13 protein-coding genes and 1 pseudogene are annotated in these 16,003 nt (G+C 63.2%); 4 read left to right on the forward strand and 10 right to left on the reverse strand.

The features are described 5' to 3' along the window. The 4 genes from FB478_RS04010 (at position 1) to FB478_RS04025 (ending at position 3,729) form a co-directional block, all read left to right on the forward strand. Positions 1–930, forward strand: coding sequence for an ACP S-malonyltransferase (locus FB478_RS04010; protein ID WP_186447725.1), 930 nt, complete (start codon positions 1–3; stop codon positions 928–930). Beyond that, a complete protein-coding gene (locus tag FB478_RS04015; RefSeq protein WP_056387340.1) occupies positions 927–1,988 on the forward strand; it encodes a beta-ketoacyl-ACP synthase III in 1,062 nt (353 codons plus the stop codon). The genes FB478_RS04010 and FB478_RS04015 overlap by 4 nt, the downstream gene beginning before the upstream one ends. 77 nt (positions 1,989–2,065) lie before the next feature. After that, positions 2,066–2,311, forward strand: a complete 246-nt coding sequence (locus tag FB478_RS04020; RefSeq protein WP_009359314.1) for an acyl carrier protein — start codon at positions 2,066–2,068, stop codon at positions 2,309–2,311. A 182-nt stretch (positions 2,312–2,493) separates the two neighbouring features. Then, positions 2,494–3,729, forward strand: a complete 1,236-nt coding sequence (locus FB478_RS04025; RefSeq protein WP_018768273.1) for a beta-ketoacyl synthase — start codon at positions 2,494–2,496, stop codon at positions 3,727–3,729. 114 nt (positions 3,730–3,843) lie between these two features. Here FB478_RS04025 and FB478_RS04030 read toward each other — a convergent pair whose 3' ends face one another. The 10 genes and pseudogenes from FB478_RS04030 to FB478_RS04070 all read right to left on the reverse strand — a co-directional run bounded on the left by FB478_RS04030 (position 3,844) and on the right by FB478_RS04070 (position 15,819). After that, positions 3,844–4,347: a DUF3145 domain-containing protein gene (locus tag FB478_RS04030; RefSeq protein WP_026265612.1), complete on the reverse strand. Its 504-nt coding sequence runs from the start codon at positions 4,345–4,347 to the stop codon at positions 3,844–3,846. A 240-nt stretch (positions 4,348–4,587) separates the two neighbouring features. Continuing rightward, positions 4,588–5,514, reverse strand: coding sequence for a tyrosine recombinase XerC (locus FB478_RS04035; RefSeq protein WP_018768275.1), 927 nt, complete (start codon positions 5,512–5,514; stop codon positions 4,588–4,590). Between the two features lie 46 nt (positions 5,515–5,560). Further along, complete coding sequence (dprA, locus tag FB478_RS04040; RefSeq protein WP_018768276.1) at positions 5,561–6,748, reverse strand: DNA-processing protein DprA; 1,188 nt, start codon at positions 6,746–6,748, stop codon at positions 5,561–5,563. Further along, a pseudogene (locus tag FB478_RS04045) lies at positions 6,745–7,614 on the reverse strand (YifB family Mg chelatase-like AAA ATPase); the annotation flags it as partial. The gene dprA and the pseudogene FB478_RS04045, both read right to left, overlap by 4 nt. A gap of 81 nt (positions 7,615–7,695) precedes the next feature. Beyond that, positions 7,696–7,866 carry a hypothetical protein gene (locus FB478_RS21045; protein ID WP_156400141.1) on the reverse strand — a complete coding sequence of 57 codons (171 nt, stop codon included), beginning with the start codon at positions 7,864–7,866 and terminating at the stop codon, positions 7,696–7,698. A gap of 10 nt (positions 7,867–7,876) precedes the next feature. Further along, on the reverse strand, positions 7,877–8,728 hold the full coding sequence (locus tag FB478_RS04050) for a hypothetical protein (RefSeq protein WP_056387349.1): 852 nt from the start codon (positions 8,726–8,728) through the stop codon (positions 7,877–7,879). Between the two features lie 118 nt (positions 8,729–8,846). After that, positions 8,847–9,938 carry a hypothetical protein gene (locus FB478_RS04055; protein ID WP_056387352.1) on the reverse strand — a complete coding sequence of 364 codons (1,092 nt, stop codon included), beginning with the start codon at positions 9,936–9,938 and terminating at the stop codon, positions 8,847–8,849. A 3-nt stretch (positions 9,939–9,941) separates the two neighbouring features. After that, a complete protein-coding gene (locus FB478_RS04060; protein ID WP_056387355.1) occupies positions 9,942–11,150 on the reverse strand; it encodes a GIY-YIG nuclease family protein in 1,209 nt (402 codons plus the stop codon). Beyond that, on the reverse strand, positions 11,147–13,123 hold the full coding sequence (locus FB478_RS04065; protein WP_056387358.1) for a DEAD/DEAH box helicase: 1,977 nt from the start codon (positions 13,121–13,123) through the stop codon (positions 11,147–11,149). Before FB478_RS04065 ends, FB478_RS04060 begins: the two co-directional genes overlap by 4 nt. Next, on the reverse strand, positions 13,120–15,819 hold the full coding sequence (locus FB478_RS04070) for a DNA methyltransferase (RefSeq protein WP_056387359.1): 2,700 nt from the start codon (positions 15,817–15,819) through the stop codon (positions 13,120–13,122). Before FB478_RS04070 ends, FB478_RS04065 begins: the two co-directional genes overlap by 4 nt. Positions 15,820–16,003: the final 184 nt, after the last annotated feature.

Below are 16,003 nucleotides of genomic sequence, written 5' to 3' on the forward strand. Positions count from 1 at the left end.
GTGCTTGCAATAGTCTGCCCTGGACAGGGCTCACAGACCCCGGGTTTTCTGGCCCCCTGGCTGGAACTTCCCTCGGTGGCAGGCCAGCTGGCCTCCCTGAGTGACATCGCAGGCATTGACCTGATAGCCCACGGGACCACCTCCGACGAGGAAACCATCAAGGACACTGCGGTTGCGCAGCCCCTGATCGTTGCCGCGGGGCTGGTCACCGCCGCCTCCCTCTTCGACGTCGAACTCAACTCCCTTCCGGTGATCCTCGCGGGCCACTCCGTGGGTGAAATCACCGCCTCCGCCCTGGCTGGAGTGCTGACGGAGCAGGAAGCCATGACCTTCGTCCGCGAACGCGCCAACAGCATGGCCGCCGCGGCAGCCGTCACCCCCACAGGCATGAGCGCCGTCGTAGGCGGTGACCCGGCCGAGGTGCTGGCAGCCATCGAGGCGGCCGGCGCCGCCCCCGCCAACGTCAACGGGGCAGGCCAGACAGTGGCGGCCGGAACCTTTGAACAGCTGAAGGCCCTGGCCGAGAACCCGCCCGCCAAGGCCCGCGTCATCCCGCTCAAGGTGGCCGGCGCCTTCCACACCAGCCATATGTCGCCCGCTGTCAGCGCGCTTGAGAAACTGAAGCCGCAGCTGAACCCGGTGGCGCCCAAGGTGCCGCTGCTGTCGAATTTCGACGGCGGTGAAGTCACGGACGGTGATGCCGCCGTCGAAAGCCTGATTGCCCAGGTGTCCCGCCCGGTCCGGTGGGACCTCTGCATGGAGAGCATGGTCAAGCGCGGTGTGACCGGCGTGATCGAACTCGCCCCTGCCGGCACGCTGGCCGGACTGGCCAAGCGCGGCATGCCCGGCGTCAAGACCGTTGCGGTGAAGACTCCTGATGACCTCTCCGCGGCCCTGGCGCTCTTTGCAGAACTGGAGGGCAACGCATGAGCGTTCCCACACTGAAACAGGTTCCCATCCACGAGCACAGCCGCATCCTTGGCCTGGGGGCCTACCGGCCGGACGTCATCGTCACCAACGAGGACGTGTGCCAGTGGATTGATTCCTCGGACGAGTGGATCCGCCAGCGCACCGGCATCGTCACCCGCCACCGCGCGGCTGCCGACGTCAGCGTGATCGACATGGCAGAGGGCGCTGCCCGCGAAGCCATGGAGAAGGCCGGTATTGACGCCTCGGAGCTCGGGGCCGTCATTGTTTCCACCGTGACACACCCCTACGCGACGCCTTCCGCCGCAGCCAGCCTGGCCGACAGGATCGGCGCCACGCCCGCACCTGCCTTTGATATTTCCGCCGCTTGCGCCGGCTACTGCTACGGGATTGCCCAGGCTGACGCCCTGGTCCGCTCCGGTACCGCAAAGTATGTCCTGGTGGTGGGGGCCGAAAAGCTTTCCGACGTCATCGACAACCGGGAACGCACCATCTCCTTCCTGCTCGGTGATGGTGCCGGCGCCGTCGTGATCGGCCCCTCCGACACCCCGGGCATCGCCCCCTCGGTATGGGGCTCAGACGGCAGCAAGTGGGACGCCATTGGCATGACCCGCTCCCTGCTTGACGTCCGCGACCTCGGCCTCGCCGCCCGGCAGTCCGACTCCACGGGCGACCTCGCCCTCCTGGAGGAAGCCCAGGAGCTCTATCCCACCCTCCGCCAGGACGGCCAGACGGTGTTCCGCTGGGCAGTGTGGGAAATGGCCAAGGTGGCCCAGCAGGCACTCGATGCTGCCGGCATCCAGGCTGAAGACCTGGTTGCCTTCATCCCCCACCAGGCCAACATGCGCATCATCGACGAGATGGTGAAGAAGCTGAAGCTGCCCGAGACGGTTACAGTGGCACGGGACATTGCCGAGGCCGGCAACACGTCCGCTGCCTCGATCCCGCTGGCAACGCACCGGCTCCTGCAGGAGAACCCCGGACTGAGCGGCGGGCTGGCCCTGCAGATCGGTTTCGGTGCCGGGCTGGTCTTCGGCGCACAGGTAGTTGTCCTTCCCTAGATACGCCCAAGGGTCGCAACCGCGGCCCGGACCGTTTCCGGCAGTCCCTGCCGGCAATACAAGAAAAGGAGCCACCAATGGCTAGCAACGAAGAGATCCTGGCCGGCTTGGCTGAAATCGTCAACGAGGAAACCGGCCTGGCCCCGGAGGCCGTCGAGTTGGACAAGTCCTTCACCGAGGACCTGGACATCGACTCCATCTCCATGATGACCATCGTGGTCAACGCCGAGGAAAAGTTCGGCGTCCGCATCCCGGACGAAGAGGTCAAGAACCTCAAGACTGTTGGCGACGCCGTCAGCTTCATCGCCGGAGCACAGGCCTAGCCAAGGGCTTTCGCCGTCCTACGGCTTGGCGGGGCTGCCGGTCCGGACTGACCGGACCGGCAGCCCGCCGCATTTATCCGGCACAGTACCCCCCCCCCCGACCGGGACTGGCCGATCATCAAACTGTGCGGGACCCTGCGGCAGCCGCAGGCGGATACCCCCACCGACGAAAGAGTGATCCCATGACACGCAAAGTAGTCATTACCGGTCTGGGCGCCACTACGCCCATCGGCGGCGATGTGCCCACAATGTGGAGCAACGCCCTCAAGGGGGTCTCCGGTGCCCGCACCCTGGAGGACGACTGGGTAGCCAAGTACGAACTCCCTGTCCACTTCGCCGCACGGTGCAGCACGCCGGCCCTTGATGTCCTCAGCCGCGTCGAGGCCAAGCGGATGGACCCGTCCACCCAGTTCGGCGTCATCGCTGCACGGGAAGCCTGGGCCGATTCGGGCATCACGGAATTCGACCAGGACCGGCTGGCTGTTGCCTTTGCCACCGGCATCGGTGGCGTCTGGACGCTGCTGGACGCCTGGGACACCCTGAAGGAAAAGGGCCCGCGCCGCGTCCTGCCCATGACGGTGCCCATGCTCATGCCCAATGGTGTTGCCGCGGCCGTGAGCCTGGACCTCGGTGCCCGCGCCGGCGCCCACACCCCCGTCTCCGCCTGCGCCTCCGGCACGGAGGCCATGCACCTTGGCCTGGAGCTCATCCGCTCGGGCAAGGCCGACGTCGTCATGTGCGGCGGCGCCGAGGCAGCCATCCACCCCATGCCGCTGGCAGCATTTGCCTCGATGCAGGCGCTGTCCCGCCGGAACGATGATCCCCAGGGCGCCTCACGCCCGTACGACACCGGCCGCGACGGCTTCGTCATGGGCGAAGGTGCCGGCGCCCTGGTCCTCGAGGCCGAGGAACACGCCCTGGCCCGCGGAGCCCGCATCTATGCCGAGCTCGCCGGTACGTCCGTCACCGCTGACGCCTACCACATCACTGCCCCGGATCCCCAGGGGCTTGGTGCCACCCGCGCACTGAAGGCGGCCATGTTCGACGGCCGGATCCAGGCTGAGGACGTGGTTCACGTCAACGCCCACGCCACCTCCACCCCTGTCGGCGACAAGCCCGAGTACACGGCCCTGCGTGCTGCCCTGGGCAGCCACGTGGACGACGTGGCGGTCTCTGCCACCAAGTCGCAGATGGGCCACCTCCTGGGCGCTTCGGGGGCGGTTGAGGCTGTCCTCACCGTACTGGCCGTCCATGACCGCAAGGCGCCGGTGACCATCAACCTGGAAAACCAGGATCCGGAGATCCCGCTCGACGTGGTCACCTCCGCCCGCGACCTCCCTGCAGGGAACATCGTGGCACTGAGCAACTCCTTTGGCTTCGGCGGCCACAACGCCGTCGTGGCTATCCGCAGCATCTAGGCGCTGCCCGGGGAAGTCGCCCCGGACGGCAAAGGAGGCCCCGCCGCTTGGCGGGGCCTCCTTTGCGCTATGGAGGTGTTGTGGTGTCGTCGAGGTAAAAGTGGACGACGGCGGTCAGCCCACCTGGTGCAGCCAGCGGACGGGAGCGCCTTCGGCAGCGTGGCGGAACGGTTCAAGTTCTTCGTCCCACGCCTCGCCGAGGGCGAGGGACAGCTCGTGGTAGACGGCGGCGGGGTCGCCGGCTCCGGACTCGTAGGCGTACCGGATGCGGTCCTCGGACACCATGATGTTGCCGTGGACGTCCGTGACGGCATGGAAGATCCCCAGTTCGGGGGTGTGCGACCACCGGCCACCATCCACGCCCTGGCTGGGCTCCTCCGTCACCTCATAGCGGAGATGCGCCCAACCGCGCAGGCAGGACGCCAGTTTCGATCCCGTTCCGGGGGTTCCGGTCCAGGACAGTTCGGCCCGGAACATTCCGGGCGCAGCAGGCTGCGGGGTCCACTCAAGGTCCGTCCGCTTGTCCACCACGGCGCCGACTGCCCACTCAACGTGGGGGCACAGCGCCGTAGGGGCCGAGTGAACGAACAGCACACCGCGGGTCATTGCAACAGACATTCCATCCTCCATAGCTCTAGGTACGTCTTCCCCAACGACCTCGGCCTGGATGGAACTGCTTGCGCCCTGCACTGCGGCGATGGTTCCCTGCCTGTATTCAGATGTATCAGATTAAGCTGTGTCCGGGCTTGCCGCGCGGTCCGAAGCCGTATGAGCTTCAAGCCGCACTTGAAAGTTGCCGGACGTGAATCTTATTGTGCCGTACGCCATGGAATTACGCCAGTGCGATTACCTCGGCGATCAGGCCCTGGGATGCGCCTGCTGGTAACTCTTCCGGAGCCGGTCAACCGAGACGTGTGTGTAGATCTGGGTGGTGGCCAGGCTGCTGTGGCCAAGAATCTCCTGCACTGCCCGGAGGTCCGCGCCGCCGTCGAGCAGATGAGTGGCCGCCGAGTGGCGCAGGGCGTGGGGCCCGGACGCGGAGGTATCACCGAGCGCCTCAAACAGGGCGTTGACCAGGGCGCGCACCTGCCGCTGGTCGACCCGTCCACCGCGGGCACCGAGGAAGAGGGCGGGCCCGCTGGTGTCCTTCACCAGTCCCGGGCGCCCGCGCCGGAGCCAGTCGTCCACGGCCACCGCGGCCGGGACTCCAAACGGAACCGTGCGTTCCTTGTTGCCCTTGCCGATGACCCGCAGCGTCCGGCGGTCCGGGTCAAGGTCGTCGACGTCCAGTCCGGCGAGTTCGCCTACCCGGATACCTGTGGCGTAAAGGAGTTCCACGATGGCGCGGTTGCGTACAGCCAGCGGTTCGCCCTCCGCGGCCGCCCTTTCCAGGCCCTCCAGTATGCGCGCGAGCTGGGAGGCCTGCAGGACCCCCGGCAGGGACCCCTCGCGTTTGGGTGCCTTCAGCCGCAGGGCCGGGTCTGCGGTGATGAGTTCCTCCCGTACGGCCCAGGCGGTGAAGGCCCGTGCCGTGGCAGACCGGCGTGCCAGCGTCGCCCGCGAGGCGCCCGCCGAACTTTGGCTGCCAAGCCAGCGGCGGAACGTCCCCAGTTCAAGCTCCTTCAGCCCTGCCACGCCTTCCGATGCAGCATGGGCCAGGAGGCTGCGCAGGTCGCCCAGGTACGCACGCATGGTATGGGCGGACATCCCGCGCTCCCCTGACAGGTACCCGGCGAACGCGTCCAGTGCCTTGGCCAGTTCCCCGGGCAGTTCTTCATTGTCCACTCCTCCACTTTCCCAGTTGCCCGGCCGGTACCGCCGGTGGACACGGTCATGCCTTGCCGCGTTTCCAGCCGCCCCGCTCCGATACGGCGAGTCCCAGCAGCCCCAGCCTCCCAAGTCCTGCCCTTACGGAGTCCTGGCCAAGCCCGGCCACGGCTGAGAGCTTTTCCACGGACGCAGTGGAGCGAAGCGGAAGCGCGTCCAGCAGGATCAGGTCCTCCAGGGTCAGCCCGTCCTGCACTGCAGCGTCTGCGGTGGGCTGATCGGGAAGGGCAGCTCCACTCGGCGAGGCGAGTTCGGCCACTTCAGCCGCGTCGGTGACGCAGACGGCTCCCCCGTCCCGGAGGAGTCGGTGGCAACCGGCGGAGTTGGCACTGTGGACGGATCCGGGTACGGCCCCGACGGCTCGGCCCAGGGTCTCTGCGTGATGGGCGGTATTAAGCGCCCCAGACCGCCAGCGCGCCTCCACCACCACTGTCACCGCGGAGAGGGCAGCAATGAGGCGGTTCCTCTGGAGGAAGCGGTAGCGGGTAGGGGCCGACCCCGGTGGTACCTCGGCCAGCACCGCACCCTGGTTTGCCACGGCCCGCAGCAGGTCGTCATTACCGGATGGATAGAAGCGGTCCACTCCCCCGGCCATGACGGCGATGGTGGGGACGGCGGAGGAACTGCCGGCGAGGGCGGCTCTGTGGGCATGAGCGTCGATACCGTAAGCTCCGCCGGAGACCACCGTGAAACCCCGCTGCGCCAGCGAGTAAGCGATGTCCCCTGTCACGGACGCACCATAGCTGGTGCTGTCCCGCGATCCCACGAGGGCGATGGATTTGTCCGCACCCGGCAACGGTTGTTCCTGCCCGCGCCACCAAAGGCAGATGGGCTCCTGGATTCCCAAGTCGGCAAGTTGGGCCGGCCACAGCTCATCACCGGGAATGATGAGGCGTCCGCCGAGCCGGGCCATGGTGGCCAGGTCGCGTTCGGGCGCAAGGTCGGGCAGCCGTGGCCGCCAACGCTTCAACGCGGCTGCCAGTCCGGCCCAACTGCCGGCAGCCCCGCTGTCAGCCAGCAGCGATGTCATCCCGCGCTCCAGGTCGGGCCCGGGTGCCACCTCACCGGCAGCGATGCGCAGCGCGTCCGTTGCCCCTGCCATCTGGACAAGGGCCAGGCCCGCGGTGTCCTGGGGCTCCATGAGCCGTGACAGGGCGGCCCGGGCCAGCCGTTCGGCATCCCTGGGTGTCATGCCGCGGCCGCCGAAGCCTGCCGCAGGCCCAGGGCCTGTCCGATGTCGTTCGGGTCCGGCGTATCGCGGTGCCCCAGGTCCGCCAGCGTCCACGCGAGCCGAAGGACACGGTCATACCCGCGGGCGGTGAGTACCCCCCGCTCCAGGGACTGGTCAAGGATCCGGGTCGCGGCCGCGGGGAGACGCAGTTCACCGCGGAGGATGCGCCCCGGCACCTGGGAATTGGTCTCCAGGCCGAAGCACCGTAACCGTTCCGCCTGCCGGGCACGCGCATCCAGGACCCGGCCTGCCACTGATGCAGTGCCCTCTTCCGCGCCCGCTTGGCCAAACTCGGCCAGGGATACGCGCTCCACCTGCAGTTGGATGTCCACCCGGTCCAGCAGAGGCCCGGACATCCTGGCCAGATAGCGGCGGCGCATCACGGGTGTGCAGGTGCAGTCCAGCCCCTTGCCCGATGCCTTGCCGCAGGGGCAGGGGTTGGCGGCGAGCACCAGCTGGAAACGGGCCGGATAGGCGGCTGTTCCGGCTGACCGGTGGATAACCAGCTCCCCGCTCTCCAGCGGCTGCCGCAGCGCGTCCAGGACACGCCGCTCGTACTCCGGTGCCTCATCCAGGAAAAGCACGCCCCGGTGGGCACGTGATGCTGCCCCCGGCCGGGGCAGGCCGGTCCCGCCGCCGATGATGGCGGCAGCGGTGGCTGAGTGGTGCGGGTTCTCGAACGGCGGCCGGCGCAGGAGCTGTACCGAGGATGCGGGCAGGCCGCACAGCGAGTGGATGGCCGTGACTTCCATGGACTCGTGGTCGCCAAGGTCCGGCAGGAGGCCCGGCAGCCGCTCGGCCAGCATGGTCTTGCCGGCTCCTGGGGGACTGCACACTTAAGTATGCATGCGCGCTGACCTGCGGTTATGTCCGAAAACGGACATCGCAGCGTGGGAGTTTTTGGAGGCTCAGCTCTCGTCGAACGGCAGGCCGACGACCTCATCGCCCGGGTCTTCCGGACCTGCTGGCGGAGCCGCGCTCGGGTGGTCCTGGTACAGCGCGTCGGAGGCGCTCTGGTCGTAGGCGTCGGAGAGGTCTGCACCCTTGGTCCCGAGGACCTGCTCCCAGTTGAATCCCATACACACGACTTTATCGGCCGGTATCGAACTCGCGAAGGATCGCCTCGACGCGCGCGGTGAGTTCGTCGGCGCGTTTGAGGATCTGCTCTTCCTCCTCATGTGACATCTGCCGCCGGGGGCTGGCCGGCATCGCAGCTGCAGCAGGCACCGGCGCAGGTGCGGGCTCCGGACCGTCGAGCAGCAGGGCCGCGGCACTGATGACCGCCGACAGCGAGGATGGGTGCATGGAGCGGTAGGCATCGATCCATCCCCAGCGGTCCATGGCTGGCAGCAAGCCGATGGAGAGGTGCCAATCCGGATTGGGATCCGGCCGCAGGTGCCGGTGCGCGGAGCCTACTTCGTCGCGGCGGTGTCCCAGGACCCGGACGGAACTGTGCGACCACCCGCTGTTGGTGCCGATCACATCAAGCCACGACCAGGTGGCGCACGCCGGGCAGGCGCTCGGGTCCTCGGCGATGCCAATCCACTGGCGCAGCTCGCGCATGCTGTCCGACCGCAGTCCCAGCGCACCTGACCTGTCCAGTCCGAGGCCTCCGTGGGAGCGCGGTGCGAGTAGCACCGCAGCGAACAGAATCCTACGCAGCCGCAGCCGGAAGACCCAGTGCGTGCCGGGGTGCTGGATGATCGCCGTCCCACGCCGGATCAGCCGCTGCAGTGAGCCGGCGTCCTCCCTGTGCCCGCGCGGCCACGCCGGGGCTGGTGGATCTTTGGGAGCCAGCCGCCGGCGCAGTGTCATGAGGACAGCCCGGGACGGCTGTACTTGCTGCACAAAGCGAGAGACTGTGGCCTCGTCGATTCTTCCGGCAGGCACGCCCGTGACCGAGCACCAGTCGGTCCAGAGGTCGGGAAGCGCCGTCGTCATCCTAACGATTCTCCTACCGCGGCTTGGTTCGACACGAGCGTCGCCTCAGGCGAGGGTCAGGCCTGCTATTCGCGACCGCTATTGTCCGCATAACTCTCGATGGGCCATCCGCCGATGCTCAGCTATCAAGCCCGAAAGCAGCGGTGACGTGCTCGATCGTGAACTGGTTTCGCAGCCTTGTAGCCGTGTTCTGGTTGGCGAAAAGACCCGTTTTCCGCACGGCCTCCGCTTGCGGAACGGCCCGTATCCATTCGACCGGAACAACCCATTCAGCATTGTCGTCGTTCTCATCACCCTCGTGGCGATAATTCCCGGAGAGGTCGAGTTCACGCAGCTGTCGCTCGGCCCCGTTCACGAGAAGCGTGCTTTGGTCGTATCGCTGGGCTTCGCCGGCGACGGTACCAACTCCTACATACCCAATCTTGGGAATGTAGGCGAAGACTCTGGCACCAATCGGCAGATTCTTGAGCGTCTGAGAGTACCTCTTGCCGCCACCGCCCGAGACGAAACCGTACTTCATGCCGTCGACCCATTGCCGGCCTGTTGGCTCTTCACCAAATGAGACGTACCAGTCAGACCCGTTCCAAGGCTCACGTGTCTTATTCTTCCGCGAGATCGCGGAAATGGACGACTTGGCTTGTTCGCTCTGATCGACCAGCCAGCTGCGGGCAAGGTACGAAGATCCGTTGTCCTGAAAATGTCTGAAGAAGACGACGTTGATGGGAACATCGAAGTCTTCATTGAGGAACCGCACGATGCGCTCGGTAGCGTTGTCAACGCTGGCGGCAACGATTGTAAATTCTTGTGCAGTGTTGACCTCTTCAGGAAGAGTGTCGCCGAAGCGATCGGCAAACGCTTCTTCAAGAGCAAGGCCTGGACGGTAGGTGGCGAAGATATTGTCGATATCGCTTCGGCCAAGGGTTGCTGCCCAGGAGCCGTAATCGAGGGTTTGAGCGGCAACATCGCGTGGAGTTTTGTCGCGTTTGAGTTCGATTACGTGCAGCGACGCCGTTTCGTCCAGGGCGAGCAGATCTACGAATCCCCCGTGCGCGGTCGGAACCTGCCGGCCAATGACGAGAAGCGGCTCGCCAAGCACTGACGGGTCAGACTCGATGTAGCCCTCCAACTGGGATTCCAAGCCGATTGATGTCGGCACTATCCGGCTGAGTTGGCCGCCCTCTGCCCGCCACAAGCCCATCTCAACAGCCATTCGTCATTCCCATCCTGCCTGTTGTCGTTCGACGAGTTTCTTGAGCTGAGCGTCGTAGACATAGTCGGTGATCTCGCCGGACATGATCATTGCGACGGCTTTGTTGATGGTTTCCAGCGGCACCACGAACCACTCCGATGGGTCGTAGTCGCGTCCCTTCCGGTCGACCTGCGTCAGGTCCAGACGCACCTCGGCGAACACCCGGTGCAAGAGGTGCTCCAGCCACGACGCACGCACATTGTAGAGGCGGTAGTCTGCCAGCACCTTCACGGGTGCCATCAGGTAGGTCGGCGACTTCGCCGCGTTTTTGATGCGGGTCTCGACTTTGGTAGTCGAGAAGCCGATCTTGTGGAGATCCTTCATCCCAGCGACAACAGGATCCTTGCTGAGCGACTGCAATACGTAGATGTGGCCGCTCTCCACGTCGGCGTCGAGGGCTTCGGTAGCATCGTGGCCTGTCCGCGCCAGGACCTGGCCCTGTGCTTCGTACATGCGGGTCATGAGGCTCTGTTTGTACATCGCCGATTCAGTGCCGTTTTCGAAGACGAGGCGGAGCCGCTGCTTCTGCCTGGGCTTGCCGCCGACAATCAGGTCCACGTCTTCACCGACCTCAGCGACAAAGCACATAACGCCACTGAGAACGAAGAACGCACCCTCACGGATAAGATCCATGCCGGTGAAAGGCACCAGACTATATGTGCCTTCGGCCAGCTCGGCGTGCTTCGCTTTGAACAAAGGTTCGAACAGGTCGAAGTCCTCGGCCTTTACCCGCTGAGCGACCGAGTCCGGAGACTCGGGCCGTTTGATCACGGGAAGATCCGATACGTCGAGGATGCCACTGTCGTCGCCGAGCAGATCGTCCAGGTCATCGCTGTCAAGAAGCTCGTCCAATGACTCTGGCGCTGCCTCTACAGCCAGGAGTTCGAACTCCGTGTCGAGGTGTTTGAGCGCTGCGATCTTTTCGTCGTTGGCCAGGATGCCCTCCAGGCGGGCCCCAAGCTTCCGCTCGGCGATCTCCCTCGTCGCCGAGCTCGGCAGACGCTCGTGTGTCCGGCGGAACTCCACGATCTCTAGGAAAGCCCGCTCAAGGCGGTCAGACGAGGTTACCTTCTTGGCTTTCTCAGGCACGTTGAGCAGGCCATCGAGGTCGTTGTCGATGAGGTCTTGCAGGGAAGCCGGCGCTTCCTCGAAAATTTCGTCGTTATCGATCATTCGTCCGTTGCCATTTCAGTCGCACGCTTTTGGGCTTCAAGTTTCTGCTTGGCCCGCTGGAGCCAGAGCAGCGCGTCGGCGTATCGTTTCTCAGTCGGTTCCTCGGCACGGGAGTCTGGCCGTCGATTGTTGACCTTGATCCAGTTCTTGATCCGGGGAACAAGAGCCAGAGCCTCTTCCTCAGTGAACTCGACGCGGGTAGCCGTGATCTGGTCCTGGATGATCCGCAGTACGGAGGGAGTCACCGACTTGGACATGACCTCGAAGGCGCGCTGGAAGGGGTTCACCGAGTCGATGAGGTTGATGGAGAGTTCATCGATGTTGACGAACTTCTCTGCCATCTTGATGAAGCGTTTGTCTCCGACTTCGCGGACCTCACCGTTCTTGACCACTGAGTCCACGACGACCTGCTGCCGCACCTCCTCAACCTGCGAGTCGCTGAGGTCCGGGTACTTTTCCCGGATGATCTTCGGGATCAGGAGCTTGTTGGCGGTCTCAGCGTCGATTGAGCCGGCAGCTGCGCGAGCGAAGGTGTCGTCTTGCAAGATCGTAGCTTTCAGGTCGTTCAGGTCCGTCTCGACGATCTGCCTGACACGCTCCGTCGAGGGCTCCTTGAAGCCCTTGATCTTCAGCTGACCGGGGATCTTCGAGTCGTCACCATCGAACTTCTTAGTTTTGAAGGTGAAATTCTGTGCGAGTACCTGCTCCATAAGCAACGATGCCGTAATGGCCTTCAGCATGTTGTTCACCGAGACCTTCACTTCACCCTGAGTGGCGTCGGGCTCAGCGATCAGGTTCGTGAACTGGGCATGCTCCTTGCCGGGGCTGTCGCGGGTAACGCGGCCGATGATCTGGATGACCTCGGTCAGCGAGGCACGGTACCCGACGGTCAGGGCGTGCTCGGCAAAAGGCCAGTCGAAGCCTTCCTTCGCCATGCCCAGGGCGATGATGATGTCCACAGCGTCGCGCTCTTTCGAGGCGACATGGGAGAGATAGTGGAGCGTGTCAGCACGTTTTTTCTGGTCAGTGTCATCCACGAGGTCGGCGACGCGAAGAATTTCACCGGTATCTTTGTGGCGAATGCTGATGATTCCGGTATCGGGGTCAGTGGCTTCGACATGGCCGATCGCATCGATGATGAACCCGACTTCTTCGATCTTGTCCTTGGTGGACTCCCCCGAGTTGACGTTCGGAATATGAACGATGGTCTTCTTATCCAGGTGCAGGACTTCACCTATAGCGTCCGTATAGCGGCCCTGGTAGAAGTGATGGCCGATGCCGAGCGAGTGCAAGTGCTCATAACCGTTGAGCTGGTCGTAGTAGTTGAACGTGACCGGCGTGAACTGTGCCTCGTCTTCAGCGGACAGAACCGGCACTGAGTCTCCGCGGAAGTACGAGCCGGTCATTGCCACGATGTGCACGTCCGAGCCGTTCATGACTTCACGCAGGAGCGCGCCGAGGCGGTTGGCTTCAGTATCAGCGGAGACATGGTGGAACTCATCAATCGCCAGCACGATGCCGTTGAACGCTTCCGGTGCGAGTTTCTCAAAGGCGAACCGTAGCGTCGCGTGCGTGCAGACCAGTGTGGCGTCGGGGCCTTTGAGAAAGTCGATGAATGCTCCGACCTTGCCCTGCGAGGAACCGGCGTCGCAGAGGTTGTGCTCGGCTTTGATTTCCCAGTCTGCGAAGAATCCGTGCGAGGTGAGCTTCGTCGAGGAGAAGGAGGCTCCGATGGATCGCTCGGGGACGGCGACGATGACCTTTTTCCGGCCCTGGTTATAGAGCTTGTCGAGCGCAACAAACATCAAAGCCCGCGACTTGCCTGAGGCCGGCGGGGCCTTGACCAGAAGGTGCTGGGCATCTCTCTTGGCGAAGACGCGCTGCTGCATCTCTCGCATACCTAAGGCATCGGTGTTAACCGACGCCTTGGTGCGGGCATAGGTCACGTCGACGATGTTGATCGGCTTGTTCACTTCTTCTTGCTCCCCTTTGCAGATTCCGCTGCCATCTCTTCATACATAGCAAAGAGGTCCGACAGTCTTTGCTCATCGGTCTCGTATCCGCGCTTGGAGTAGATCGAATCCACCAACACATCAATCTCGGCATGCGCCGTCCGCAGGTCCTCCGGCATAAAGTCCGGATCGTACAAATCGGCGAAGTTGCTCTCGCAGTGGTACTCACGTACGTCAAGCACACGCAATGCCGTAATGGTCAGCTTCTCCTTCATCGCATCCGACAGGGGCGGCAGCGGGAAATTGTTGTAGACGATCGTATTCGAGTAGCGGATTCGGGTTTCCAGTTGCCCGCCAACAGCTCGGGTCCAAACCATGTGCATCCGAGACATTAACAAAGCGAAGACCCAAGGCTTCGCGTCATACACAGCGTTCGCCGAATCTCCGACAACGGTCTCTGGCCCCAGATAGCCAAAGGGTATGTACTTGCGTCGCTCGGAAGAGTGCCGAGGGACAATGATGGATTCCGTCGGCTTGTAGCTAATTTGTACAAATCTATGAGGTTGAGAGGCGTACGCGGCCGTGCTGGCCGCTTTGCTCTTGCTTCGTTCCTCCGCTACGCGGGCCAGTCGGCTGGCGATTGGTGCGATGGATAAGGCAGTCGCAGCGAAGCCGTCAGGAATCCAGAGGCAGTAGCGTTCTCCATCGTTGATCACTTCGGATGTTCCCATGAATCGCTTGATGAACTGACCGCTCTGCGGGTCGTTGTCGATCATCTGCTGGCGCTCATCCGGAGACAGTAGGAGACCACCACCGTCACGCGGCATCGAGCCGAAAACCATGTCGGGCAGCTGAGCACTGAGTGGCTTCTTGCGCCGTTCCATGACGACATTGGGTCCATCAGCGAGATAGCCGTTGATGTTGTCCGCTGTAATCTGAAGGTCCTCGGTATAGAGGTACTTCGGCTCCGTCCGAGCCATTCGCAGGCTGATTACTGCGACGGTGACGCCGGCGTTGCGTTTGGCGTTGTTCTCCCACTTGAAGGACGTGTAGGCGAACCCGATTTCTATACCCTTGGTGAAGATCATCGGGAACATCAGGCCAACGTGTTCGCCCTGAGACACCGAGTTCGTAGTGACGAACGCGAGCTCGGCTCGCGTGCCCTCGATATAGTCCGCACCCTTCAGGAACCAGAGCGCGATGTAGTCCAGGTTCTTCGAGTATGGACGGCGTCCGAACACGAAGTCGTAGTCCGCCTTTTGATCCTTGGTCTGGGTCTTCGCCCCGACGTACGGAGGGTTTCCGATGAGATAGATCTCCGCCTGTCCGTTGTTCGAGCAGACCGTGTTCCAGTCGGTACGTGCGGCGTTGCCAGCCTGGATCTGTCCGGTCTCCTTGAGCGGGATCAGCGGGATAGAGATGTTGAACTTATCTTTGAACTCTGCATTCATCTGGTGCTTGGCGATCCAGAGGGAGAGGATCGCCACCTCGACTGCGAAATCGTCGATCTCAATACCGTAAAAACTCTCGATGTTGATCTTCGACTCGGCATACAGCATCTGGTGCTTCGGATCGATCTCGAAAAGGCGTTCAAGGATCGCGTGTTCCAGCCGGCGCAGTTCCTTGTACGCAATGATGAGGAAGTTGCCGGACCCACAGGCAGGATCGAAAACTTTGATCGCGCTGATTCGCTCGAGCAGTGCTTCAAGCTTTTTGACTGAGTCGAACCCTGCATCGAGCTGTTCCTTCAAATCATCCAGGAACAGCGGCTCGATGGTCTTGAGGATGTTCGGCACTGACGTGTAGTGCTGGCCCAGGTCGCTGCGCTTGCCCGGGGTGACAATGGCCTGGAACATCGAGCCGAAAATGTCCGGGTTGATGTCACGCCAGATCAATGTGCCCAACTCAATCAGCAGGTCGCGGGCCTTTTTCGTGAAGACCGGAACGATGTGCTCAGATGACATCGTGAACAGTCGGCCGTTGACATACGGGAACCCTGCCAGGTGTGTGGGCTTCTCGGCGGCATCTTCAGTATCCAGTGCCAGAAAGACCTCGGTGAGGAACTCCGCGACGTCGGATCCATCAAGCTGAGTATGAGAGCCGACTGCATTGACGAAGACACCCTCTTCGAAGATGCCGGTGTCTTCGGCGAAGAAGCAGAATAGGAGCCGGGTGAAGAACACGTTGAGCGCGTGACGCCCGTGCGCCATGTCGAACATTCCGGGGTTCGCCGCCAGCAGTTCGTCGAACAATTTGCCCATTTTCTCGGCAGCTTTGACGTCAGCGTGCGCCTCAGCGACATATTGTGCCTTCTCCATGCCGGCCCAGGGCAGGAAGAACGTGAAGTACTGGTCGATGTCCCGGATCGGGATCATCAGGTTCTCGCCGGTCTTCGTATCGATGGCCAGCAGTTCCGTGTAGTCGGTGACGATCACGAAGCGGGTGTTGTATCGGACGACCAGCGGTGAAGTCTTCAGCTCGTCGATGACGGCGAGAGGATCACCGGTCGTCTCCTTGAAGTAGACGACGTTCTTTTGTGCCACTTCAGTGGACGGGTCATGGGCAACGTTGAGCGAACCATTCCGCAACCTGGTCACGTTGCCTTGCGGCTTGCCGTAGGCCAGCAGCAGGCTGAAAATGAACTCGCGATCGTAGGATTCACGGCCCCCGAGCGGGGCAACGCGTTCCTCGACGGCTTTCAGGTTGAGCTTCACCATGAACGAGTTTCCTTCGCGAACATGATCCCATCATGGGCCGCGGTGCAATTGGTGATGAGGCCCTTGTCCCTGGCACTAGCTGAAATACCGTCGGCAGACGACCACGGTTCACACACGTTGTTACTCCTTACATGGCAGGGCGGGACGCTCTACCTCCCCGTGATCTTATCCGGGACGGTGCGGC

The organism is Arthrobacter sp. AG367 (assembly GCF_007828995.1).
Taxonomy (GTDB): Bacteria; Actinomycetota; Actinomycetes; order Actinomycetales; family Micrococcaceae; genus Arthrobacter.